General features: G+C 71.1%; 18 protein-coding genes and 2 pseudogenes. 12 read left to right on the forward strand and 8 right to left on the reverse strand.

The genetic code is table 11. From position 1 onward, the window contains the following. The first annotated feature begins 440 nt into the window (after nucleotides 1-440). The 5 genes and pseudogenes from ACZ45Q_RS20495 to ACZ45Q_RS20515 all read left to right on the forward strand — a co-directional run bounded on the left by ACZ45Q_RS20495 (nucleotide 441) and on the right by ACZ45Q_RS20515 (nucleotide 10,550). Nucleotides 441-6,656: an RHS repeat-associated core domain-containing protein gene (locus ACZ45Q_RS20495; protein ID WP_468263127.1), complete on the forward strand. Its 6,216-nt coding sequence runs from the start codon at nucleotides 441-443 to the stop codon at nucleotides 6,654-6,656. Between the two features lie 167 nt (nucleotides 6,657-6,823). Then, nucleotides 6,824-7,426, forward strand: a complete 603-nt coding sequence (locus ACZ45Q_RS20500) for a hypothetical protein (protein ID WP_468263130.1) — start codon at nucleotides 6,824-6,826, stop codon at nucleotides 7,424-7,426. Nucleotides 7,427-7,759: 333 nt separating this feature from the next. Beyond that, a pseudogene (locus ACZ45Q_RS20505) lies at nucleotides 7,760-8,923 on the forward strand (IS110 family RNA-guided transposase); the annotation flags it as partial. A 509-nt stretch (nucleotides 8,924-9,432) separates the two neighbouring features. Next, on the forward strand, nucleotides 9,433-10,047 hold the full coding sequence (locus ACZ45Q_RS20510; protein WP_468263133.1) for a F510_1955 family glycosylhydrolase: 615 nt from the start codon (nucleotides 9,433-9,435) through the stop codon (nucleotides 10,045-10,047). A gap of 197 nt (nucleotides 10,048-10,244) precedes the next feature. Next, complete coding sequence (locus ACZ45Q_RS20515; protein WP_468263136.1) at nucleotides 10,245-10,550, forward strand: hypothetical protein; 306 nt, start codon at nucleotides 10,245-10,247, stop codon at nucleotides 10,548-10,550. On the opposite strand, the pseudogene ACZ45Q_RS20520 reads toward ACZ45Q_RS20515, so the two are convergent. Beyond that, nucleotides 10,550-10,663: pseudogene (locus tag ACZ45Q_RS20520) on the reverse strand (HipA family kinase); the annotation flags it as partial. The gene ACZ45Q_RS20515 and the pseudogene ACZ45Q_RS20520 sit on opposite strands and share 1 nt — an antisense overlap. 137 nt (nucleotides 10,664-10,800) lie before the next feature. On the opposite strand from ACZ45Q_RS20520, the gene ACZ45Q_RS20525 reads away from it, so the two are divergent. Beyond that, nucleotides 10,801-11,307 (forward strand): Rieske (2Fe-2S) protein, encoded by a 507-nt coding sequence (locus ACZ45Q_RS20525; RefSeq protein ID WP_468263138.1) that lies wholly within the window; start codon nucleotides 10,801-10,803, stop codon nucleotides 11,305-11,307. 38 nt (nucleotides 11,308-11,345) lie between these two features. Continuing rightward, entirely contained in the window at nucleotides 11,346-11,813 is a 468-nt protein-coding gene (locus ACZ45Q_RS20530) for a pyridoxamine 5'-phosphate oxidase family protein (protein ID WP_468263141.1), read from the forward strand. A 68-nt stretch (nucleotides 11,814-11,881) separates the two neighbouring features. Here the strand turns inward: ACZ45Q_RS20530 and ACZ45Q_RS20535 are convergent, their stop codons facing one another. Beyond that, nucleotides 11,882-12,784: a LysR family transcriptional regulator gene (locus ACZ45Q_RS20535; protein ID WP_468263144.1), complete on the reverse strand. Its 903-nt coding sequence runs from the start codon at nucleotides 12,782-12,784 to the stop codon at nucleotides 11,882-11,884. Nucleotides 12,785-12,859: 75 nt separating this feature from the next. Here ACZ45Q_RS20535 and ACZ45Q_RS20540 point away from each other — a divergent pair, with 75 nt between their 5' ends. Next, entirely contained in the window at nucleotides 12,860-13,843 is a 984-nt protein-coding gene (locus ACZ45Q_RS20540; RefSeq protein ID WP_468263147.1) for a DMT family transporter, read from the forward strand. Here ACZ45Q_RS20540 and ACZ45Q_RS20545 read toward each other — a convergent pair. Continuing rightward, nucleotides 13,834-15,165, reverse strand: coding sequence for an aminotransferase class I/II-fold pyridoxal phosphate-dependent enzyme (locus ACZ45Q_RS20545; RefSeq protein WP_468263149.1), 1,332 nt, complete (start codon nucleotides 15,163-15,165; stop codon nucleotides 13,834-13,836). The genes ACZ45Q_RS20540 and ACZ45Q_RS20545 overlap by 10 nt on opposite strands. 36 nt (nucleotides 15,166-15,201) lie before the next feature. On the opposite strand from ACZ45Q_RS20545, the gene ACZ45Q_RS20550 reads away from it, so the two are divergent. Further along, complete coding sequence (locus ACZ45Q_RS20550) at nucleotides 15,202-15,900, forward strand: pyridoxamine 5'-phosphate oxidase family protein (RefSeq protein ID WP_468263152.1); 699 nt, start codon at nucleotides 15,202-15,204, stop codon at nucleotides 15,898-15,900. 31 nt (nucleotides 15,901-15,931) lie between these two features. Here ACZ45Q_RS20550 and ACZ45Q_RS20555 read toward each other — a convergent pair whose 3' ends face one another. The 3 genes from ACZ45Q_RS20555 to ACZ45Q_RS20565 form a co-directional block, all read right to left on the reverse strand. Beyond that, on the reverse strand, nucleotides 15,932-16,897 hold the full coding sequence (locus ACZ45Q_RS20555; RefSeq protein WP_468263155.1) for a DMT family transporter: 966 nt from the start codon (nucleotides 16,895-16,897) through the stop codon (nucleotides 15,932-15,934). A gap of 224 nt (nucleotides 16,898-17,121) precedes the next feature. Continuing rightward, the gene (locus ACZ45Q_RS20560) at nucleotides 17,122-18,126 is read right to left on the reverse strand and encodes an EamA family transporter (protein WP_468263158.1); all 1,005 of its coding nucleotides are present in this window, start codon (nucleotides 18,124-18,126) and stop codon (nucleotides 17,122-17,124) included. Nucleotides 18,127-18,365: 239 nt separating this feature from the next. Continuing rightward, a complete protein-coding gene (locus ACZ45Q_RS20565; protein WP_468263161.1) occupies nucleotides 18,366-18,917 on the reverse strand; it encodes a Clp protease N-terminal domain-containing protein in 552 nt (183 codons plus the stop codon). Nucleotides 18,918-19,135: 218 nt separating this feature from the next. Here ACZ45Q_RS20565 and ACZ45Q_RS20570 point away from each other — a divergent pair, with 218 nt between their 5' ends. Continuing rightward, a complete protein-coding gene (locus ACZ45Q_RS20570) occupies nucleotides 19,136-19,303 on the forward strand; it encodes a hypothetical protein (protein ID WP_386321121.1) in 168 nt (55 codons plus the stop codon). A gap of 156 nt (nucleotides 19,304-19,459) precedes the next feature. Here ACZ45Q_RS20570 and ACZ45Q_RS20575 read toward each other — a convergent pair whose 3' ends face one another. Continuing rightward, complete coding sequence (locus ACZ45Q_RS20575) at nucleotides 19,460-20,104, reverse strand: PadR family transcriptional regulator (RefSeq protein WP_468263164.1); 645 nt, start codon at nucleotides 20,102-20,104, stop codon at nucleotides 19,460-19,462. A 198-nt stretch (nucleotides 20,105-20,302) separates the two neighbouring features. Here ACZ45Q_RS20575 and ACZ45Q_RS20580 point away from each other — a divergent pair, with 198 nt between their 5' ends. Continuing rightward, nucleotides 20,303-21,040 (forward strand): VOC family protein, encoded by a 738-nt coding sequence (locus ACZ45Q_RS20580; protein ID WP_468263167.1) that lies wholly within the window; start codon nucleotides 20,303-20,305, stop codon nucleotides 21,038-21,040. Nucleotides 21,041-21,257: 217 nt separating this feature from the next. Continuing rightward, entirely contained in the window at nucleotides 21,258-22,067 is an 810-nt protein-coding gene (locus ACZ45Q_RS20585; RefSeq protein WP_468263169.1) for a PhzF family phenazine biosynthesis protein, read from the forward strand. 92 nt (nucleotides 22,068-22,159) lie between these two features. Here the strand turns inward: ACZ45Q_RS20585 and ACZ45Q_RS20590 are convergent, their stop codons facing one another. After that, nucleotides 22,160-22,969, reverse strand: a complete 810-nt coding sequence (locus ACZ45Q_RS20590) for a CPBP family intramembrane glutamic endopeptidase (protein WP_468263172.1) — start codon at nucleotides 22,967-22,969, stop codon at nucleotides 22,160-22,162. Nucleotides 22,970-22,972: the final 3 nt, after the last annotated feature.

The raw sequence follows: 22,972 nt of genomic DNA on the forward strand, positions 1-22,972 counted from the left end.
CCAGCCCGGCGACCGCCGTGGCCGCCCCCACCCATATCCGACGCTGCCGCACGCAGCCTCCCCTTCGCTGAAACGCCCTCAACAGGCGTCACGGAGCGGCTCGGCCGCCCCTGCCTCCCCTGTGCGGAGTGAACGTACACCGTGGCGCGGCGGCGTTCTCCTCCGGGTGACCTCACAAGAGGCATGAGAGATACGAATGCGGGTAGGCGCCTACGGATTTGAGTCAGGAGTCGGTGTTGATCTCCTCACTCTCGGCCGCGAAGGCGCCCCGCATTACGGATGGTTGCCGGAGTTCAGCCTCTTTTGTCTCTGAGTACGGTCACACCGGGCACTGCACAGGCAGTGCACATATGTGATGAAGAGACCGAGGAATCATGACGATTCACAGTCCCACGCCGGAGGAGCGAGGACGGTCCTGGTCCGGGGGGAGCCTGCGCTACATGGCGGGCAGCCTCACCCTGGCCTTGACCGTCACCCTGCTCGACGGCGTGAGCGCCGCCGCCGGGCCGCGCTCTGAGGTGCCGTCCGCTCCGAATAGGTCGGCCGCCACCCAGGCGGCGGACATATCCTCAGCCCGTGTTGCCGCACGCTTGTCGGGCAAGCGGGTCGAGGCGCTGTCGGAGCGCACCGAGACTTCCACCACGTGGGCCAACAAGGACGGTTCGCTCACGACCGAGCTGACCGCCGGCCCGGTCCGCTTCCAGGACGGCACGACCCGTCAATGGCGTGACGTGGACCTGGACCTGGTCAGCCACGCCGGCGGTGTGGAGCCCAAGGCCCACCCGCGCGGCCTGAAACTGGCAGGTAAAACGGGCACTCCTGCCGCCTCCCTCAAGGCCGCTCAGGCTGCCAAGGCCGTCGACCTTGTCACGCTCGGCGAGGGGGACGACCAGATCACCTTGCAGTGGAAGGGCGGGCTGCCCGCGCCGAAGTTGAACGGCACGCGCGCTGAATACGTCAACGCCGTTCCCGGTGCCGACGTCGTAGTTGAGGCGACTCGCACTGGCTTCGAGCAGTTCGTCGAGATCAAGGAGAGGCCAGCCGCCGAGGGCTACACCTACACTCTGCCGCTGCGGACCAAGGAACTGAAGGTCAACCAGCAGGCCGACGGCAGCGTTCTCTTCACGGACAAGAAGTCCAAGAAGAGCGCCGTGATGCCGGCTCCGGTGATGTGGGACGCCACGGTCGACAAAGTGTCCGGCGAGCACACCCGCCGGGCCAAGGTCGCCATGAAGGTCGTCAAGACCCGGGGCGGTGTCGACCTGGTGATCACCCCGAACGGGAAGTTCCTCGCCGACCCTGACACGAAGTACCCGGTCACCGTCGACCCCTCCACCTCCGCACTCAGTAACGTCTTCGACACCTATGTCCAGCAGGGCGAGACCGTCGACTGGTCCACCGACACCGAGCTGGACCTGGGCAACCCGGGCACGAAGAATGCCGACGGCACGCCCCGCACTGCACGGTCGTTCATCTCCTGGAACACCACACCGCTCCAGGACTCACTGGTACTGGACGCCAAGTTGAGTCTGTGGAACTTCCACTCGGGCAACACCGACTGCAAGGTGTACCCGTGGGAAGTCTGGTCGACGGGCGCTGCCTCCACGTCATCGCGCTGGACCTCGCAGCCGACGTGGACGGCAAAGAAGGCCACCTCCTCCGAGACCCGCGGCAACCCGGGATGCTCGACGCAGCCGGACGGCTGGATCGCCGCTGATGTGACCACGCTCGTGCAGGAATGGGCGTCCGCCAAGGCCACCCGCGGCCACATGGGCCTGCGAGCCTCCAGCGAGACTGTGGTGGCCCAGTGGAAGCGCGTCAACTCCGCCAACGCCGCCTCCAACCCGCCGAAACTGGTAGTGAACTACAACTACCGGCCGCGTACCGGAACCAAGCAGGAAGCAGGCCCACCGTACTTCTCCTACAGCGGCGCCCACGTGGTCAACACCACCACCCCGACGCTGCGGGACACGTTCGTCGACGCCGACGGCGACAAGGTCAACGGCACCTTCCAGATCTACGACAACGCCACCAACACCCAGGTCGGCGACGTCATCGTGTCCAGGTACGTGCCCTCGGGCCAGGTCGCATCGGTGACCGTCCCGGCCGGTGTCCTGACCAACGGCAAGACGTACAAGTTCCGCACCAGCCCGTACGACGGCAGCCACTACAACACCGGCTGGTCGGCCTGGAAGACCTTCACCGTCGACACCAGCGCCCCGTCCGCCCCGGCCAGGATCACGTCCACGGATTACCCGGCGGGCAAGTGGACCAAGGGTGCGGGCCAAACTGGCACCTTCACCGTCACCCCGCCCGCCTCCGACCACAACTGGCTGGAATGGTCGCTGGACGGCGTGACCTGGACCAAGGTGGCAACCGGCGGCTCCAGCGCCGACAAGGCCATTTCCATCACCCCGCCACACGATGGAACCCACACCCTGCAGGTACGGGCCGTGGACAAGGCGGACAACAAGTCCGAAGCCATCGAGTACGCCTTCCACGTCGGACCCGGCGGCTTCGTCCAGCCCTCTGACGGGGAGCGCACCGCACGCCGCCTGCCGCTGGTCGCCGAGGCCGACGCGGGCAAGTACAACAGCGTCTCCTTCTCCTGGCGCCGCTCGGAAGCGGACCCTTGGGTGAAGATTCCGGTCGGTGACGTAACACAGAGTGGCCAGCCGCTGGCCTCATGGCCGGTAACGCTCGTAGGCGGCAAGAATGCACAGCTCGTCTGGAACGCCACCAGCACTGTCGATCCGGACGGCAGCGTCGAGATCAAGGCGGACTTCACCGGCCCGAACAGTGCCTCGGGCAGTACCGAGCCGCTGACAGTCGTTGTCGACCGGAATGCCCAGGGCGCGGCACCCACTCGGGTGGGACCGGGAGTCCTGAACCTGCTCACGGGTGACTTCTCCCTCTCCGAGTCGGAGGCGTCCTACTTCGGTCTGTCCGTTTCACGCACGTCTTCCTCGCGTGAGCCCGATGCGGATGCGAAGAGGGATGGCCAGGTCCCGATCTTCGGCAAGGAGTGGTCCGCAGGCGTCTCCGCGGAGGTCACCGGATCGGACTACGCGTACGTCCGCAAGGTCTCCGACACCGCCGTCGACGTGGTGACGAACAACGACGATGTGGTGCACTTCACGGCGAACGCCGGTAAGACCGGCTGGGTCGCCGAGCCCGGCGCGCAGACGCTCACCCTCAAGGGCAGCCTGACCGCCGACTTCACGCTCAGTGACACCGATGGTTCCGTCACCGTGTTCAGCAAGCTGGATGACGCCCTGCCGGTATGGAACGTCTCATCGACCATGCTGGACGGCAAAAGCGACACCACCGCTACGATGATCTCCGACACGGTCACCGTTGACGGGGTCAAGCTGGCCCGACCCAAGCGCATAGTCGCTCAGAGCTCGGCCGTCGAATCCGCCACGTGCGCCGTCACCCCGGCGACCAAGGGCTGCCGGGTGATGGAGTTCACCTACGCACCGTCCACGACGGCCACGCCCGACTCCTTCGGGGATTACACGGGCAGGGTCAAGGAGATCCGCTTCTGGTCCACCGCGCCTGGCGCCTCCGCCGCAACGTTCGAGGCGGTGCAGGCATACGCGTACGACAACACCGGTCGGTTGCGGCAGACGTGGAACCCGCAGATCTCGCCGGCTTTGAAGACCTCGTACAACTACGACAGCTCCGGCCGCGTCATCACGTATGACGCGCCTGGCGATCTGCCGTGGACCTTTACCTATGGCAAGGCCGGTATCAGCAGCGCAGCCGGGGAAGGAATGCTCCTCAAAGCATCGCGGCCCGCGCTCAAGCAGGGCACAGCCGACGTGGTCGAAGGTGAGGCTGCGACCAGTATCGTCTACGACGTCCCGCTAACCGGGGCCAACGCCCCCTACAAGTTGGGGGCGAACGATGTGAGGGCATGGGGGCAGAACGATGCCCCGACCGACGCCACGGCCGTCTTTCCGCCCGACTCGGTACCCGCCTCGCATACCGGAGGCGACCTGACCGCCGGTGCATACCCGCGGGCGTCCATCCAGTACCTGGGCGTGTCCGGTGGAGCGGTCAACTCGGTCTCTCCGGGCGGCCACGTCAGCACCAGCGAGCACGACCGCTTCGGCAACACGGTCCGCGAACTGACGGCGGCCAACCGTTCCCTGGCACTGGGCCTCACCGCCGCCGACAGATCTGCCCAGGCCGAGCTGGGCATCGCCCAGCTCGCCGGCGCCGAGCGCGCGGAGCTGCTGTCCACGCGGCGGGTCTACGACACCGACGGCACCCGCAAGCTGGAGGAGTTCGGGCCTCTGCACCGGCTCGACCTGACCGCCGACCTCAAGTCTGGTACCACGACGCTGGTGTCCGCCGGCACCTCCGTCATCGGTCGGTCATGGGCTGTCAACGCCTACGACGAAGGACGCCCGACGGACGGCACGGCCACGGTCGAGGACCAGGTCACACGTACCACCACCGGCGTCCAGGTACGTGAGCACCCCTCGGTGCAGGGCGAGAAGCGAGTGACACAGACCGTCTACGACTGGGCGATCGGGCTACCGGTCAAGTCCATTCAGGACCCCGACACCCTGGCCCTGACGACGACCACGGAATACGACGACAAGGGCCGTATCCGCAAGGAGATACCCCCGGGCGCGACCGGAACGGACGCCGCGACTCGAGTGACCACCTACTGGACCGCAAGCGGAAGCGGTGCATGCACCGGCCGACCGGAGTGGGCCGACCTCCTCTGCTCCACCGGCCCGGCCGGCACGGTTACCGGCGGTGCCTCGAACCCCACGGAACTCGTCACCGCCACCACGGAATACGACCGGTGGGGTAACACGGCGAAGGTCACGGAGACGGCCAACGGCGTGACACGCACCACCACCACGGCCCATGACGACGCCGGCCGACCGACCCGGTCCACCGTCACCGGCGGACTGGGCACCGCGCTCCCCGAAATTACGACGGAGTACAGCCAGGACAGCGGCCGCCCTGTCAAGACCGTCTCCACCACCAGTGGCACGATCACGCGCACCTTCGACAAGCTGGGACGGCAGATTTCGTACACCGACGCCGACGGCGGCGTGACCAAGGTGGAATTCGACAAGCTGGACCGTCCGGTCAAGGTAACCGACTCCGTCCCCTCCACCACCACCTTCACCTACGACGACAAGGCCGAACCTCGCGGTCTGGCGACGTCCGTCACGGACTCCGTCGCAGGTGAGTTCCGCACTTCCTACGACGCCGACGGATCCGTCACGCGCGAAACCCTGCCCGGCGGCTACACCCTCAACCAGGAGAAGGACCCTACGGGCTCGGCTGACTCACGCGTCTACACCCGGGACAGCGACGGGATCGTCGTCTTCTCGGACCGGGTCACGGAATCGGTGAACGGACAGGTGACGACTCACGCCGGTTGGTCCGATCAGTCGTACACCTACGACGCTGCGGCCCGCCTCACCTCAGTCGACGACACCGCCGGGACACTCTGCACCCGGCGAACCTACGGATTCGACAAGCGAAGCAATCGCACCACCCTGACCACCGCCGTCGCGGCGCCCGGACAGGACTGCACGAGTACGGGGAGTACCGCCCAGACGACGACCTACGACAGCGCAGACCGCATCGCCGGCTCCGGCTGGACCTATGATGCACTCGGTCGTGCGACGTCCGCTCCCGGCCACGGCACCATCGGCTACTACGCCAACAACCTGGCGCATCAGCAGACATCGAACGGCCAGCGCCAGACCTGGCAACTCGATGCCAACCTGCGATTCCGGTCGTGGAAGGTGGAGAAGGGCAGCGGCACGTCCTGGACGCAGACGGCATCCAAGGTCAACCACTACGACAGTGATGACGACACCCCGCGCTGGATCGTCGAGGACACGTCCACCGGAGCGGTGACCCGCAACGTCCAGTCCGCCAGCGGTGGACTGGTGGCGATCACCGGCAAGACCGGTGAGACCACCCTGCAGCTCACCGACCTGCACGGCGATGTCACGCTCCAACTCCCGCTGGACACCACGAAGGCTCCGGTGGTACTGGACAACGACGAGTACGGCAATCCTCGAAGCGGCCAACCCGCGGCCCGCTACGGCTGGCTCGGCGAGAAGCAGCGATCTACGGAGACCCTCACCGGCCTCACGCTGATGGGCGTACGCCTTTACGACCCGTCTCGGGGTCGTTTCATGCAACCCGACCCAGTGCCGGGCGGGTCTGCCAACGCCTACGACTACTCCAACGCCGATCCCTGCAATGCCACCGACACCGACGGCATGAGCCCGAAGTGCGGCAAGCGCAGGATCAAGAACGGCTACGGTATGCGCATCATCGTCAGCCGACGAGGCGGTGGCATCGCGAAGAACGGCTACCGCTACATGGGCTACTACATCAACGTCCAGGTCATGGGCTTCGCCAACCGCTATCTCGCCTACAACGCCACCTACGCGGAGACGTGGGGCGTGCCTCCCGGCAAGCGAGGCAAGATGCGCAAGCTCCAGGCTAAGGCCACCTGGAAGAACCCCGTCAAGATTGGCTGGGCCGTCCACTACAACATCCAGGTCAAACCAGGCACCCGGATCTGGACCTACGGCGCGGTCGTCGTCTCAGGCTGGAACGGATATGTAGCCGACATGTCCTACTCCTGCACGGCTGCCAGGTAACTCACCTTGCGGGCCGGCCGTTCCGCATCGCATGAGTCGGCCGGCCCGCACCCACTGAACTTGCTGGTGTGGCGCACCTTCACGGCGCGCCACACCAGTAACCCGCCTATGACGGAACATGGCGAAAATCCAAGGAAGGGTAAAGACAGGGCATCATGAGAGAATCCATGGCCGACATCGCCAGATGCGCCCTCCAGCAGGGGCGTCCGACCACCGCCGCCGCGGCGCCGAACCAACTGGCCATTCCCCCTGACACTCCTGTCGTCGCCGATGTCTGGGAGAGCGGTAACCTCGGCTTCGTCCTCTTGCTGCACCGCAGGAGGGACGGCCTCGTGGGCGAAGAACTCTACTACTCCGTGCGAGACGGGGACGGTGTCTGGGAAAGCCCAGACCACCTCAGCGGCGGCATTGTCGACATGGAGATCACAGATCGCCACGCCGTTGATAATGCGCTCGCCGGGGCACCGTTGGCCGTCGTTGGCGAGTCCGAGTCCCTGATCTACACGGGGTGCGAAGCGAGCTGCGACGAAGGCACACTTGTTAAAATCTGGGAAGTCTTGGTGAGCGAAAAGGCGGAGATCATCGAGGTCGAGTTCCTCTCGTCGAAGTCACAAGCGGCATCGACGCTTTCCAGGCGAGATATGACGAGCCCTTTGATGCTCCTCGTCCTTTCGCCCGGTGAACGCGTGCGCGTTTCCGCCGCGGGGAGAGGGAACTTGACGCTCACTCCGCTTGGCGAGGCTCTGGAGCTGTACTACCCAAAGCAGTGAAGAGACCACTGGTACCCAACCCGACCTCTCCGGTCAGGAAACCAACTCCTACCTCTACTACGCCATCGCCTCCCGTCTTCCTTTTCGCGGTCCTCCAAGAGGGCCGCTGGCCTCCGGGCCCGGCATGGCTGTTCCCCCGTGTCAAGTGGATGATCTGGGGGGTGGTGCCACCGGGCGCGAGTGGCGCCGTTGGAGACGCTGATGAGAGGTCTGACTACCGCCTGGCCTGGTGGAACGCCCGGGCGGTTGCGGGCAACAGATCTGCATAACGTGGATGCGCGCACGACGCCAACGCCCAGGCCGGCATACACGACATGCGTCCGGGAGGACGGCGTGAACGACAACGATGAGACAGGTGTCTTCCTCGGCCTGGACATCGGCAAGAGCACCCACGAGGGCACGACCTCACGCCGGTCGGCAAGAAGGTCTCCGACAAGCAGCTGCCCAACACCGAACCGAAGCTGCGGGACGTCTTCACCAAGCTGAAGACCGAGTTCGGCACCGTCCTGGTGATCGTGGACAAGCCCGCCTCGATCGGCACCCTGCCCCTCACCGTTGCCCGCGACGCGGGCTGCAAGGTCGCCTACCTGCCCGGACTCGCCATGCGGCGGATCGCCGATCTCTACCCCGGCGAGGCGAAGACCGCCGAGAAGGACGCCGCGGTCATCGCCGACGCGGCCCGCACGATGCCGCACACCCTGCGTTCGCTGGAGCTGACCGACGAGATCACCGCCGAGCTGACCGTCCTGGTCGGCTTCGATCAGGACCTGGCGGGCGAGGCCACCCGGACCAGCAACCGCATCGGCGGCCCGCTCACCCGGTTCACCCGTCCCTGGAGCGACTCCTGGGCCTGCGTCTGGATCACCAGGCTGTCACCTGGCTGCTGGAACGTTACGACTCCCCGGCCGCGCTACGCAAAGCCGGCCGGCTCAGGCTCGCCGTGGTAACCGGCCCAGGGCGCCCCGGATGGCCGACCGCCCGGCCGACGACATCTTCGAGTCCCTCGACGAGCAGACCGTCGTCGTTCCGGGAACCAGCACACTGGACATCGTGACCCCCTCGCTGGCCCGCTCGCTCGGCGCCGTCCACGGACAAAGACGGGCGACCGAAGCCCAGCTCACAGCCCCGCTGGAGGACCACCCTCTTCCGAAGGTCCCTGACGTCGCTGCCCGGCGTCGGCGTCAGGACCACCGCCACAATGTTGATCACCGTCGGCGACGGCACCAGCTTCCCCACCGCCGCCCACCTGGCCTCCTACGCCGATTCGTCCCGACCACGAAACCGTCCGGAACCTCGATCCACGGCGAACACGCACCCCGACGCGGCAACCGGCAGCTCGAACGAGCGACGTTCCTCTCCGCATTCGCCGCCCTACACGATCCCGCCTCTCACACCTACTACGACAAATGCCGGGCCCCCGGGAAGACCCACCCCCAGGCCCTCTTCCGGCTCGCCCGACAACGCATCAACGTGCTGTTCGCGATGCTCCGCGACGGGAAGGATCAAGCCCAGGGCCTCTTCGAGTCCGGGTCTTCCGATCCGGCCAGCGACCGGGCCGACCGGTCAGGCCATGGGCCAGCTCCACGACAAGACGAACGGAATGCTCCGGATCTGTGGACTCCGGAAACTCCTGTCTAACGGTGACGGTATACGCGAAGCCGTCGACAGCGACGTCCACTCCGCCCTCGCGCGGGTAGAAGGACGACCCGGCCTTCCGCACCTCGTACCCTCGCCGGACCGCCTCAGCCGCCAGTCCCTGCAACAGCAGGAGCGACCTACGGCGCAGCGCAGACGGCATGACGAGTCGGCGCTCGGTCAGCTGCGCGAACATCGCCCGCACCGATGCCCACCTCGGGAGGTTCGGGTGTCTGTCTGGGTTGGCAGGCGTCGGTGGGCCGCTCAGTTCGTCTCTGTGGGTAGCGGTGCCCCGACTAACGAAACTGGCCTGGACTGCCCGGCGGTATCGGGGGTATCTGAGCCGCGATCCGTAAATACTGGGCTTCACCGTGAAAGGCCCCAACACCTTCCTCGGCAGCGGCCACCCCGCACCGGGCAGCGGCGACCACGCCAACCGCGGCCTGATCCAGTCCGCCGACTCGGGCAAGACCTGGAAAACCCTCTCCCTCGGCGGCGAAGCGGACTTCCACGCCCTGGAGTACGCCCACGGCACGGTCTATGGATACGACAGCACCAACGGCCTGCTCCGCGTCAGCAAGGACGGCAAGACCTGGGACAACCGCGCCAAGCTCGCCGCCCTCGACATCGCCGTCAGCCCCAACGACCCCGACGTCGTACTGGCCACCACCCAGCAGGGCGTCGCGAAGAGCACCGACGGCGGAAAGACGTTCGCCCCCGGCACCGAACCGGTCATGTCCTACCTCTCCTGGGCCGAGCCCGACGCCCTCTACGGCATCGCTCCGACCGGCGCACTGCACCTCAGCACCGACAGCGGCAAGACCTGGACGAAGACGGGCACCGTACCCGGCGGGCAGCCCCAGGCGCTCACCGCGGTCAGCACCGACCGTGTGCTGGCCGCCACCCAGGAAGGCGTCTACGAGACCCGCGACGGCGGCAAGACCTTCGCCGAGCGCGTGCCGGTCACCCAGGCGGCCGGTCACTGAACCACACGGGCTGCAGCTAGTCCGGCCAAGGAGGGCCTCCACGGACGCGAAGACGAGCCGGGCTGCACGGGTACGGCGGTGCTGGAATCGCGACGCACTCTTGGCGCAACGGCTGCTTGTGCTGCCCGTACGACCGGCTGCTGGTCGGTGATGGCCGGTCGTGGACGTGCGCGCAGGCAACCGGCACGGTCCTGGAGGTGGCCGTCGGCACCGGCCGCAACCTGCCGCACGCCCCGGCCCGGACGGAGGTGATCGGCATGGACCTGTGCCCTGGAATGCTGGAACGGGCCCGGCCGCGCGCGGCCGCCTCACCGGCGGCGGCGACACCGGTGGGGGATCCGCCGTGGCCCTGCCGTTCCCCAATACCTCTGTTGACACGCAGCTGGGGAGCGCCTGGGGAGGATCAACCGCACAAGACGACATGCCAGCGAAAGACGCTGAAAGACGTAACCTCCCTGGTCAGCGCCGGTCCTGGGCGAGTCACCGCAGGTATTCGCCACTAGCCGGACGACTTCAGGACGTACGTCCCGAGATCGTCGGCCTCGACCAGTCCCGGCAGCGAGCCGCCCTCACGCAGCGGCGTGATGTAGCGGGTCGCGGTGACGTCCTTGAGCATCGCCCCAGGCTACCGGCGTGCCGCCGGCCCGCAGGAGCATGGCCGGGACACCATCTGGGCACGGTCTGAACGGCGGCCGCCCTCGGCCCGTACCTCACGGCAGATCACGTACTCGACCCCCGGAAGGGAACGTCAGCATGACCAGCGGATCGCTTCAGCCCGCCTCGGGACCGGCCCGTCGTACCGTCGTGGCCGCGGGAGCGGCGGGCCTCGCCGTCGCGCTGACCGCGTGCGGAGGCTCCGACGACGACGCGGCGAACGGCGCGGGTGCCGCCGGCGGGTCCGCCGACACGAGCGCCACGGGCGCGGGCGGCTCCTCCGGCGACGGCGGCGGTTCGGGCGGCGGCGGGAACACCGGCGCCGCCCTCGCGTCGGTCGGGGACATCCCCGAGGGCGGGGGCAAGGTCTTCCCCGACCAGAAGGTGGTGGTCACCCAGCCGGCCGCCGGTGAGTTCAAGGCGTTCTCGGCGACCTGCACCCATCAGGGGTGCGCGGTGAAGAGCGTCGCCGACGGGGTCATCAACTGCCCCTGTCACAACAGCAATTTCTCGATCACGGACGGCAGTGTGCAGAGCGGCCCCGCGCCCAAACCGCTGCCCGCCGTGCAGATCAGCGTCAGCGGGGACTCGATCAGCCTGGCGTGACCGCCGCCGCGAGCGGGGGCTGGAGAAGGGGGGGCGGGATGAGCGCCGCTCAGCGCCGGGGCCGGAAGATCATGATGACGTCCGGGGAGCTGGACGCGTTCCTCACCGGCGAGCGCACGTGCCGCGTCGCCACGGTGTCCGCCGACGGCGCGCCGCACGTGAGCGCGTTGTGGTTCGTCTGGGACGGCACGTCGTTGTGGCTGTACTCGGTGGTGCGCAGCAAGCGCTGGGCCGACCTCGGCCGCGACCCGCGGGTGGCGGTCGTGGTCGACACCGGCGAGGAGTACGACGAGCTGCGCGGCGTCGAGTTGTCCGGCCGGGCCGAGCGCGTGGGCGAGGTGCCCCGCACCGGTGAGCTGTGTGCGGAACTGGACCTGCCCGAGACGCTGTTCGCCCGGAAGTACTTCGGCCTGGAGGAGATGCCCCACGACGGCCGGCACGCGTGGCTGCGGCTGACGCCCCGGAAGGTGGTCTCCTGGGACTTCCGCAAGCTGGGACACGTCTAGCCGGGGCCGGCCCGGGGGCGGGGGCCGCGGCCGGTCCAGGGCGCGGCCGGTCCAGGGCGCGGCCGGCGTCAGCCGAGCCGCTCCGCCGCCGTCCGCAGGGCCCGCACCGCCGCCCGGATGGACGGCCGGCGGTCGGCGTCGGCGCGCCAGACCACGTACACGTGCCGGCGGACGCGCTGCTTGAGCGGGACGGTGACGACGCCGGCGGGCATCGGGTGCCGGCCGAGCAGCGGGGCGATGCACACGCCGAGGCCCGCGGCGACCAGGCCGAGCTGGGTGTGGGTCTCCGCGGCGCGGTGACCGATGATCGGCTCGATGCCCCGTGAGCGCAGCGTGTACAGCAGCCACTCGTGGCAGAACTCGCCCTCGCCCCAGGTGATCCACTCGTCCTCGGCGAACTCGGCGAGGTCCACCTCCTCGCGCTCGGCGAGCCGGTGGCCGGCCGGCATCGCCACGTCCGCGGGATCGTCCAGGATGGGCGCCTTGACCAGGCCGTCGGGCAGCGGCAGCGGCTTGTTGTACCAGTCGAGGACCACCGCGAGGTCGAGGTCGCCGCGCACGACGCCGGAGATGCCGCGCTCCGGCTCCAGTTCCCTGGAGCGGACCCGCAGCGCGGGGTGGGCGGCGCGCAGGTCGGCCAGCACGGCGGGGAACAGCCCGCGCGCGGCGGTCGGGAACGCCGAGAGCCGCAGCTCGCCCACCACCTGCCCGCGGTGGGCCTCCAGGTCGGACTGGGCCAGTTCGACCTGGGACAGGATGCGCGCGGCGTGCTCGGCGAGCAGCCGGCCGGCGTCGGTGAGCCGCACGCCCCGACCGTTCTTGGCCAGCAGTTGCTGGCCGACCTCCCGCTCCAGCTTGGACAGTTGCTGGGAGACGGCGGAGGTCGTGATGTGCAGGCCCTCGGCGGCGCCGCTGACCGATCCGTGCCGGGCGAGGGCGTCCAGGGTGCGTAGCCGGTCCAGGTTCAACATGTAAGCAATGCTACGAGATACATCGTGGGAAATCTCGATTGTGCTTAGAGATTCCGGTGCTCCATGGTGGGACCCATGAGCAGCGCTCCCCTCTCTTCCGCGCCCGGGCGCCGCCTCGACTGGCGGCTGCGCTTCGCGGCGCTGTCCCTCGTCTGGGGCTTCAGTTTCCTTCTGATCAAGGTGGGCACCGAGGGCTACGCCCCGCTCCAGGTCACCCTCGGCCGGCTGGCGTTCGGCGCGGCGGTGCTGGCCGCGGTGATGACGGTGAAGCGGCAGCGGCTGCCGCGCGGGGCGCGCACCTGGGCGCATCTGGCGGTCGCCGCTCTCCTGCTCAACGCGCTGCCGTTCTCGCTGTTCGCCTACGCGGAACTGACGATCCCGTCGACGCTCGCCGGCATCTGCAACGCCACCTCGCCCCTGTGGGGCATGGCCCTGTCGCTGGTCGCGCTGTCCGAGGACCGGCCGACGCGGCTGCGGGTGGCCGGCCTCGGCATCGGCTTCCTCGGCGTGCTGACGGTGCTGGGCGCCTGGCAGGGGTTCACCGGCCTGGACCCGAGGGGCACGGGGCTGGCCCTGCTGGCATCGCTCAGCTATCCGGTGGGCTGGATCTACGTCCGCCGCACCCTGGCCGGCACCGGCGGCTCCCCGCTGTCGATGACGGGTGCGCAGTTGCTGCTGGCGACGGCGCAACTGGCGGTGGTGACCCCGCTGTTCACCGACCTCCCGGCGCGGGTGGCCGTCGTGCCGCTGCTGGCGATCGCCGCGCTGGGCACGCTCGGCACCGGGCTGGCCTTCCTGGTGCAGTACCAGCTGGTCTCCGAGGTCGGTCCGACGACGGCCCAGATGGTCACGTACTTCGTCCCCGTGATCGCCACGGGCGCGGGTGTCACGATCCTGGGCGAGTCGCTCACCTGGTCCACGCCGGTCGGCGCGCTGATCGTGCTGGCGGGGGCCGCTCTGACGCAGGCTCGGCCCCGGGCCTCGACGGCCTCCGCAGGGCCTAGCGCCGCACCGGCCCGGCGGCTCGAGAGCCCCGTGCGCAGCGGCGGTCAGACGTAAGTGCGCGCCGGTCCCGGCCCCAGTGCCGAGGCGACGGCGTCCGCGAGCGGCTCGATGTCGTCCTCGGCCAGCGTCGAGACGGTGATGCGGATGCCCGGCCGCGCTCCGACTCGGAAGCGGGCGCCGGGAGCCACGGCCCAGCCGGCGTGCAGCAGCCGGGCGACGGCGCCGGTCTCGTCCGGCACCGGCACCCAGACGTTCATGCCGCTGCGGCCGTGCGCCGTCACGCCGCGCTCCGTGAGGGCGCCGAGCAGCGCGTCCCGCCGCCGCCCGTAGGACGCGGCCACCCGCGCCGTGTCCACCGCGCCGTCGGCCCACAGCCGGGCCACCGCCCGCTGGAGGACGAGGCTGACCCAGCCGGGCCCGAGGCGCTGCCGGCCGCGCACCCGGTCGAGGGTGACCGCGTCCCCGGTGAGCACGGCGAGCCGCAGGTCCGGCCCGTTGGCCTTGGCGGCCGACCGGACGAACGCCCAGTGGTGCGTGGTCCCGGCGAGGGGGTGCGGGGGCTGGTCGACGATGCCGTGGCCGTGGTCGTCCTCGATCAGCAGTGTCCCGGGGTGGTCGCGCAGCACGGACCGCAGCGCACGCGCGCGTGGGTCGCTCAGGACGGCACCGGTCGGGTTCTGCGCGCGGTCGGTGACGACGAGGGAACGCGCCCCGGCCGCCAGGGCGCGGCGCACGTCGTCGGGCAGCGGCCCCTCGTCGTCCACCCCGACCGGGACCGTGCGCAGCCCCAGCGCCGGGACCAGGTCCAGCAGGCTGCCCCAGCCGGGGTCCTCAACGGCGACGGCGTCCCCCGGCCTGAGGTGGGCGGCGAGCACCCGCTCCATGGCGTCCAGCGATCCCGAGGTGACGGCGACGGGCCCGCGCGGCACCCCGTCGGCGTCCAGCCCGGCCCGCGCGAGCCGGGCCAGCTCCGGGTCCACCGGCGCGTGCCCGTACAGCACCGGCTCCCGGTCGCCCCGCTCGGCGGCGGCGGCGAAGGCGGGCCCCAGCGCGGGCAGCAGCGCCGGGTCCGGGTTGCCGTCGGACACGTCGCGCGCCCCCTCGGGCACCTCGACCCGGATGAACTCCCGCCCGGTGGTGGCCGGCCTGGGGCGCACCCGGCTGCCCCGGCGTCCCGCGGTCTCGATGACCCCGCGCTCGCGCAGGGTGCGGTAGGCGGCGGCGACCGTGTTGGGGTTCACCCCGAGCCGCTCGGCCAACTCCCGCATGGGCGGCAGCAGTTGCCCCGGCTCCAGCTCGCCGGAGCCCACCGCCCGCTCGACGCTCGCGGCGATCTCGGCTGCGCCCCGCCCGCTGATCCGATACTCTCCTAGCACAAAACCAATTATGCACTAGTACAATGGAGTCTCGCAATGGAGAGTGCCGTGCAGGGGAGCGCGCAGACACCGCCGCAGGCCGCCACCGCCTACGCCCCGACCGACCGCACCGTCCCCACCCGTTCCGCGGACCGGGCGTCGTACGACCGGGACCTGGTGCACTCGATACTCGACGCGGGCTACGTCTGCCATCTCGGCTTCGTGCGCGACGGCGCCCCGGTGGTGCTGCCGACGCTGTACGGCAGGGTCGGCGAGCGGCTCTACGTGCACGGTTCGACGGGTTCGCGCCCGCTGCGGATGGCGGGCCGGGCCGAGCCGGGCCTGGCGGTCTGCCTGACGGTCACGCATGTCGACGCGCTGGTGCTGGCGCGCTCCGCCTTCCACCACTCGATCAACTACCGGTCGGTGGTGGTGCACGGCACCGCGTACGACGTGACCGACCCCGAGGAGAAGCGCACGGCGCTGGACGCCCTGGTCGACCATGTGGTGCCGGGCCGCTCCCGCGACTCGCGGCCGGCCAACAAGAAGGAACTGGCCGCCACCGCCGTGCTCCGCCTGGACCTGGGCGAGGTCTCGGCCAAGCTCCGCACGGGCGGGGTCAACGACGAGCCAGAGGACCTCGCCCTCCCGCACTGGGCCGGCCTGCTTCCGCTGCGCAAGGGGTACGACGCCCCCGTTCCCGACGCGGACCTCACCCCCGGCACGGCGCTGCCCGCCTATCTGACGGAGCGGTGACCCCGCGCCGGGGCGAGGGGACGGCCGGCGGTCAGGCGAGGGCCGGGTGCTCCTCGCCCCGCCGTGCGCCGCGCGCCTCGGCGAGGGCCAGCCCGCCGACCGAGCCGAGCATCAGCAGGGTGCCGGCCACGGTCGCCGCGGTGAGGTGCTCGCCGAGCAGCACGACCGCGAGGACGGCCGCCGAGACCGGCTCCAGCAGCATGATCACGGACACGGTGGCCGACCGTACGACCGCGGCGCCCGCGAAATACAGCCCGTAGGCGAGGGCGGTCGGGACGGCCGCGACGTACGCCAGCAGCCACAGCAGCCGGACGGGGTCGGCGGTGTGCGGCACCAGTCCCTCGGCGAGGGCGAACGGCAGCAGGCACAGGCTGGTGACGGCGAACGCGCCGACGGAGGTGTCGCCCGCGTCCGCCGAGCCGTCCCGGCCCCACCAGCGGGTGAACAGCGTCATCGCCGAGTACCCGGCGGCGGACACCAGCGCGAGCAGCACGCCCCACGGCCGTACGGTCGCACTGCCGCCGCCCAGCACCAGCACGGCGAGCCCGGTCAGTGCTCCGGCGACCGCGGCGGCGCCGCTCCTGCCGAGGCGCTCCCCCAGCGCCGAACGCGCTCCGAGCGCGATCAGCACCGGTCCTGCCCCGAGGGTGACGACGGTGGCGACGGCGAGCCCGGTGGCCTGGACCGCGGCGAAGTAGGCGGTCTGGAACACGGCGAGCCCGACGCCGGTGACGACGGCTCGCGGCACCCTGGCGCGCAGCGGCGTCGGCGCGGTCTTGCGGAGCGCCCGGCGGGACAGCGGGCGCGCGAGGGCGCGGACGGCGAGGAGCAGGACGAGTCCGGCGGCGCAGCGCCAGAACGACAGGGCGACGGGCCCCAGGTCGCTGGTGCGGTAGACCAGCGAGGCGGCGGCGCCCGCGGTGCCCCAGGCGGCACCGGCGACGATCAGATACAGCAGGCCTCGCCCGACGGGCAGGCCGGAGACGGCATTCGACACGAGTTTCTCTCCGCAGACGCGCGCGTGGCGCGGAAGGCCGGGAGGACCCCGGCTCCGTCGGAAGCACGCCGAGGGCGCGCACGGGACGGGTGCACGGGCTCCGGGGACTGCGTCCGCGGGCAGCACGGTCCGGCCCGGCGGTACGTCGCCGGGCGGATTCCGGGGGCCCGCCTCAGGCGGCGGGAGGCGGAAGAACGCGTGCGTCCGAATGCATGATCCGCACCTTAGGCCGCCGTTCCCCGGGCCGACAACTCCCTTTCCGGGCCGCCGCTCGCCACCGGGTCGGCGGTGCCCTTCGCGGGCGTTGAGGACTGGGCGATGAACGCCCCGACCAGGACCACCGCACCGCCGGCGATCTGCGGCGCCGACAGGTGCTCGCCGAGCAGCACCCAGGCCAGCACGGTGGCGACCACCGCCTCCAGGCAGGCGACGACGCCGGCGACCTGCGGCGAGAGACGGCGCACGGCGACGATGCCGGTGACGTAGGCGAGGACCGTGGCGACGAGCACGATCCAGCCGAGCAGCAGGGCGGCGGCCACCGGGGTGCCGTCCATCGGCGCGGTGTGCGCGAGCACGGACCAGTCCATGCCCCAGGGCCGGGCGACGACGGTGAGCACGGCGGCGCCGACGAGCAGCCCGTACGCGATGACACCGAGGGGGTCCGGGGCGTCGTCGCCGGCGTCGCTGCCCTGGTCGGACAGAACGAAGTAGCCGACCTGGCAGCAGGCGGCGCCGAGGGCGAGCAGCAGACCGAGGGCGTCGAAGCGGAGCCCGGACCAGACCTCCACGACGCAGGCCAGGCCGCCGACGGCGAGGACCACACCGAGCGCGGCGGACCGGGTCACCGGCCGCCGCTGCACGAACCGCACCCAGCCGAGGACCAGGGCCGGTGCCAGGTACTCGACGAGCAGCGCGACACCGACCGGGATGCGGGAGATCGCGGCGAAGTAGCAGGCCTGCACACCGGCCACGGCGAGCAGGCCGAACCCGGCGAGCAGTCCCGGGCGGCGGCGCAGCAGACCGCGGTGGCGGACGGCGAGCGGCACCATGAGCAGGGCGGCGCCGGCCACCCTCAGCCACACCACGTGGAGCGGGTCGAGACCCGCCTCGATCAGCGGCTTGGCCGCCACCCCGGAGCCGCCGAAGGCCACCGCGGACGCGAGCGCGAGACCGAGCCCGACGCCCCTGCCACGGCCGACCGGAACGCTGTCAGACGTATGCACCGGCACATGATGACAGGCGACGACATGACCGTCACCCCCGATGACACCTGTCTCACCGGCTGGACGCCCCGGGGGAACCGCGACGCCGGGCCCCCGCGCCCCCGGCGTCACCTGGCCGGACGCCCCGGGCGCCGCGACGCCGGGCGCCTGCGCCCCGGGCGTCACCTGCCGGGCACCGGGGTCCGGGAAACCCAGGGCGCGGGTCCGGGGCGCCAGGACGGGACGCCGGGGCGGGCGCGCGGGTGTCAGGAGGTCGGCTCGACGCGGTTCTCGGCGCGGGCGAGCACGGCCGCCGGGTCGAGACCCGCGCGGCCGAGCACCTCGACGGCCCGCGCCTCCGGGTCTGCGACGAGGGCCGCGAGCAGGTCGGTGCCGAGGGCCTGTCCGGCGCCGCGCCGGGCGGCGCGCGCACGCGCGTGCTCGAGGCAGGCGGCGGCCAGCGGCGAGAGGCCGGCGTGCTCGGCCACCACGGGCACGGCACCGGAGTCCTCCACGGTGCTCTGCCACCGCAGGCCGTAGCCGATGCTGCGCTGGACGAGGTAGCCCAGCAGGCGGGCGAGCTGCGGCCCTGCACCGAGGGCGGCGCGTGCCTCCGGGTCGTTCTCCAGGAGCGAGTGCAGCAGGTGGGCCGTGTCGATCTGCCGGTCCCCGTCCCGCACCGCCCTGCGGCGCGCTCCGGAGACCACCACGGCCAGTTCGGCACTCAGCACGGCGTCGGCGCCGGTGACGCCGTCGATGCCGTCCGGGCGTCGGGCGGACGGCTCACCGGCCGACTGCCGGGGGATTCGGGGTTGCACATCCCCTACCCCATCAGCCCCGTCGGCCCAGGTCATCCCCGAAGGGGAGCATTTTCGCGTCCCACGCGGAGTGGACAACGGGGGCAGGCATCTCCTCCTTACGGATGAGATCAGGCCGATTCGCGCGACCGGCGCGCGCCGCCTTGCCTCGCGCCCCCTCGGGCAACCGTAGCGGGGCACCGGGGGTCCACCAGAGCATGAGGAGCGGGTGCTGGCTTGTGGCCCTGCCTGCGGTGGACGGCAGGCAGTACGTGTACCGGGTGTACGCCCCGGAGGAGGCGCTGCTCGCCGACTTGTTCTGGGAGGCGTGGCACTGCCACGACGAGAGCGCGTTCCCGCGCGCCTGGGACCTGTTCGACGCGGCGGTGATACGGCGGGTCGACTGACGACCGGCCGGAGGGCGCCGCTCAGCCGGCCGACGGGCGAGCGCCGTCGACCGGCGGCACCCCGCGGACACCCCTGGCAGCCGGGAACGGCGCCGGCACCCCGCTGAGCAGCACACCCGCCCCGCGCCCGCCCCCGGCCCCGGCCCCACCCCGTCCTCAATCCTCGTCGGCGAGGATCAGGTACAGCTTCTTGCGGGCCTCACCGATGACGGCGAGCGCCTTCTCGCGCTGCTCCTTGCTGCCGGTCTTCCAGACCTGCCCGAACGCCTCCATCAGACCGAAGCCGGCCTGCCGGATGTCGTTCAGGGCCTCCCAGTCGACGCCCCGCGAGGCTTCTTCCCAGGGCGCCTCCGGCCCCTCGTCGGCCGCGGCCCGGCCCGCCTCCGTGAGGGAGAACAGTTTCTTGCCACCCTCGCTCGCACTGGCGATCAGCCCCTCGTCCTCCAGCAGCTGGAGGGTGGGGTACACCGAGCCGGGGCTCGGCTTCCACGCGCCGCCGCTGCGCTCGGCGATCTCCTGGATCATCTCGTAGCCGTGCATCGGCCGGTCCTTGAGCAGGGCCAGGATCGACGCGCGCACGTCCCCGCGCCGCGCCCTCCCCCGGGGCCCGCCGCGCCCTCGCCCCCAGGGCCCGGGACCGAAGCCCGGCCCGAAGGGACCACCGGGCCCGCCGGGACCCCCCGGCCCGAAGGGCCCGAAAGCCGCGCGCAGCCCCTCGAAGGCACCCTGCCCACACCCGAAGGCACCGCCCCGTCCGTGCCCGTGACCACCGTGTCCATGCTCGAATCCATGGGTACGCATCGCGCTCACTCCATTCCATCGTTGATCCATCGCGACACTTCAACGATATATCGGAAATCCCCGACCGACAAGCCCTCGCCGGACGCCGGTCACCACGGCGCGAACCGACCTGCCGCCCACCCTGACCCGGGAGTTGGCGATGACGCCCCCTGAAAAGCCAGAGGCGGCCGCTGCTTCCCCACGGCTAGGGTTGGCGGCATGTCGTTGCAGCTTGTTCAGGTGAACTTCAAGGCCCGGGACGACTCGGCGCTGGGCCGGTTCTGGGCCGATGCGCTCGGGTGGGGTGTCTCCAGTGAGGGCCCCGGGGTGACGAACGTCGAGCCCGTGGGCTTCTCCTGGCCTGACCCGGCCGCCGTCTGCGTCGACGTCGTCACCGTCCCGGACCCGGAAACGGTCCGGTACCGCGTGCACCTCGAACTCGCCACCGACTCCGCCGCCCATCACGCGGAGTTGGTCGCGCGCCTGAAGGAGCTGGGCGCGACGCAGGCCGGCGTGGCCCGGGAGGAACTGACGGGGACCGTGCTGGCCGACCCGGAGGGCAACGTGTTCTGCGTACTGGAGCCCCGGGACCTCTACCGGGACACCGGGCCGATCGCCGCGGTGGTCGTGGACTGCGCGGACCCGCGGGCCATGGCGCGGTTCTGGGGCGAGGCGGCGGGCTGGACCCCGCACGACGTGACCGACGAGCGCGCGCTGCTGCGCTCCGCCGAGGGCGTCGGCCCGTATCTGGAATTCCTCCGCACGTCCCACGTGAACGACGCCTGGACCCGCGGCCACATCGACCTGCTGCCCCGGCCCGGCGACGACCAGGCGGCGGAGGTCGCCCGCCTCCAGGCCCTCGGCGCCACGCTCTCCGACGTGGGGCAGGGTGACGTCCCGTGGAAGGTGATGGCCGACCCGGAGGGCAACCAGTTCTGCGTCCTGCGCCGGGGCTGACGACATCTCCGCTTCCCTCCCTTCCCGGGGCCGCCCGGGCACACCGGCCGACGGCCCGGACGGTCGGACGGGTGCGGCCGGCCCGGTGAGAACCGCGGATTCCCGCCGAGCCGGTCGCCGCACCGCCGTATCCGGTCCAGCCCGCACCGCCGTATCCGGTCCAGGCATCCCGAATTGGCCTTGGTCCGCGCCTCCGCGGAGGCCCTAGCGTCGGCTCATGCGCATCCGAATCGTCGACGCCTTCACCGACCGGCCCTTCGCGGGCAACCCCGCCGGGGTCCTCCTCCTCGACGCCTTCCCGGACGACGAACGCCTCCAGGAGATCGCCCTGGAGGTCAACCACGCCGAGACCGCCTTCGCCCACCGCCTGCCCGAGGGCGGCGAGGCCGACTGGGCGCTGCGCTGGTTCACCCCGGCCTGCGAGGTCGCGATGTGCGGCCACGCCACGCTCGCCACGGCCCACGTGCTGCGCACCACCGGCGCGCACGAGGGCCACGTCCGCTTCGCCACCCGCAGCGGCGTCCTGGTCGCCACGCCCGGGCGGGACGGCTCGATCACCCTGGACTTCCCGACCGCCCCGCTCACCCCGGTCGACGCCCCCGACGGCGTCGGTGAGGCGCTGGGCGCCGAACCGCTGGCCGTCGTCGACACCGGTCCGAACGTCGGCGACCTGCTGATCGAGGTCGCCGACGAGAAGACGGTCCGCGCGCTGGCCCCCGACCTCAAGGCGCTGGCCGCCCACTCCGAGCGGGGCGTCATCGCCACCGCCCGCGCCGAGGACCCGGCCGGCGGGTACGACTACGTCTCCCGTTGCTTCTTCCCGAACATCGGCATCGACGAGGACCCGGTCACGGGCAGCGCCCACACCGCCCTCGCCCCGTACTGGTCCGAGCGCCTGGGCCGCGACGACCTCACCGGCCTCCAGGCCTCGCGCCGCTCCGGACTGGTCCGCACCGGGCTGCGCGGCGATCGCACGCTGCTCGGCGGGCACGCGGTCACCGTGATCGACGGCGAGCTGCTGGCGTAGCCGGACGGCCGGGGCGTACGCCGACGACGCGTGCGCCCCGCCGGTCACGGCGCGTGCGCCCTAGCTGGTCAAGAGGCGTGCGCCCCGGCGAGTCACGCCGTCGGCAGCCAGTCCACCTTGCCGGCCAGCAGCGCGTACCCCACGAAGGCCCCGATGTCGAGCAGCGTGTGTGCCACGACCAGCGGGCCCACCCGCCCCCAGCGCCGGTACAGGTACACGAACACCACGCCCATGACCATGTTGCCGATGAATCCGCCGATGCCCTGGTAGAGGTGGTACGACCCGCGCAGCACCGAACTGGCCGCCAGCGACGCGCCGGGCGACCAGCCCAGCTGGTCGAGCCGGCGCAGCAGGTAGCCGACGACGATGACCTCTTCCAGGACGGAGTTCTGCGCCGCCGAGAGGATCAGCACCGGGAACTTCCACCAGACGTCGGGCAGCGCCTCGGGGACCACGGTGAGGTTGAAGCCGAGGCCTCTGGCGGCCAGGTAGAAGGCGATGCCGGTGCTGCCGATGCAGGCCGCGATCGCGGCCCCGCGGCCCAGGTCCGGCCACGGCCGGGTGCGGTCGAAGCCCAGGGTGCGCAGGCTTTGGCCCTCGCGCAGCAGGAGGTGGGCGACGAGCACCACCGGCACCAGCGCGGTGGTGATGCCGAACAGCTGCCAGGCCAGGTCCAGCCACGGGCGGCCCGGCGCCGCGGAGGCGTTGAGGGTGGCCGCCTGGTCCTTCAGGCCACCCGGGCGGGTGACCGAGCCGATGAAGCTGATCAGGGCGGACACGCCGCTCGCGCCGAGGGAGAGGGCCAGGACGAGCAGCGTCTCGTCGCGCAGGACCCTCCGTGACGGCCGCTCCGGCCGCCCCTGAGGAATCGAATCGCCCACCGGACCCGCCTCCGCCCGCACCCC

It is taken from the genome of Streptomyces sp. NPDC031049 (genome assembly GCF_055571015.1).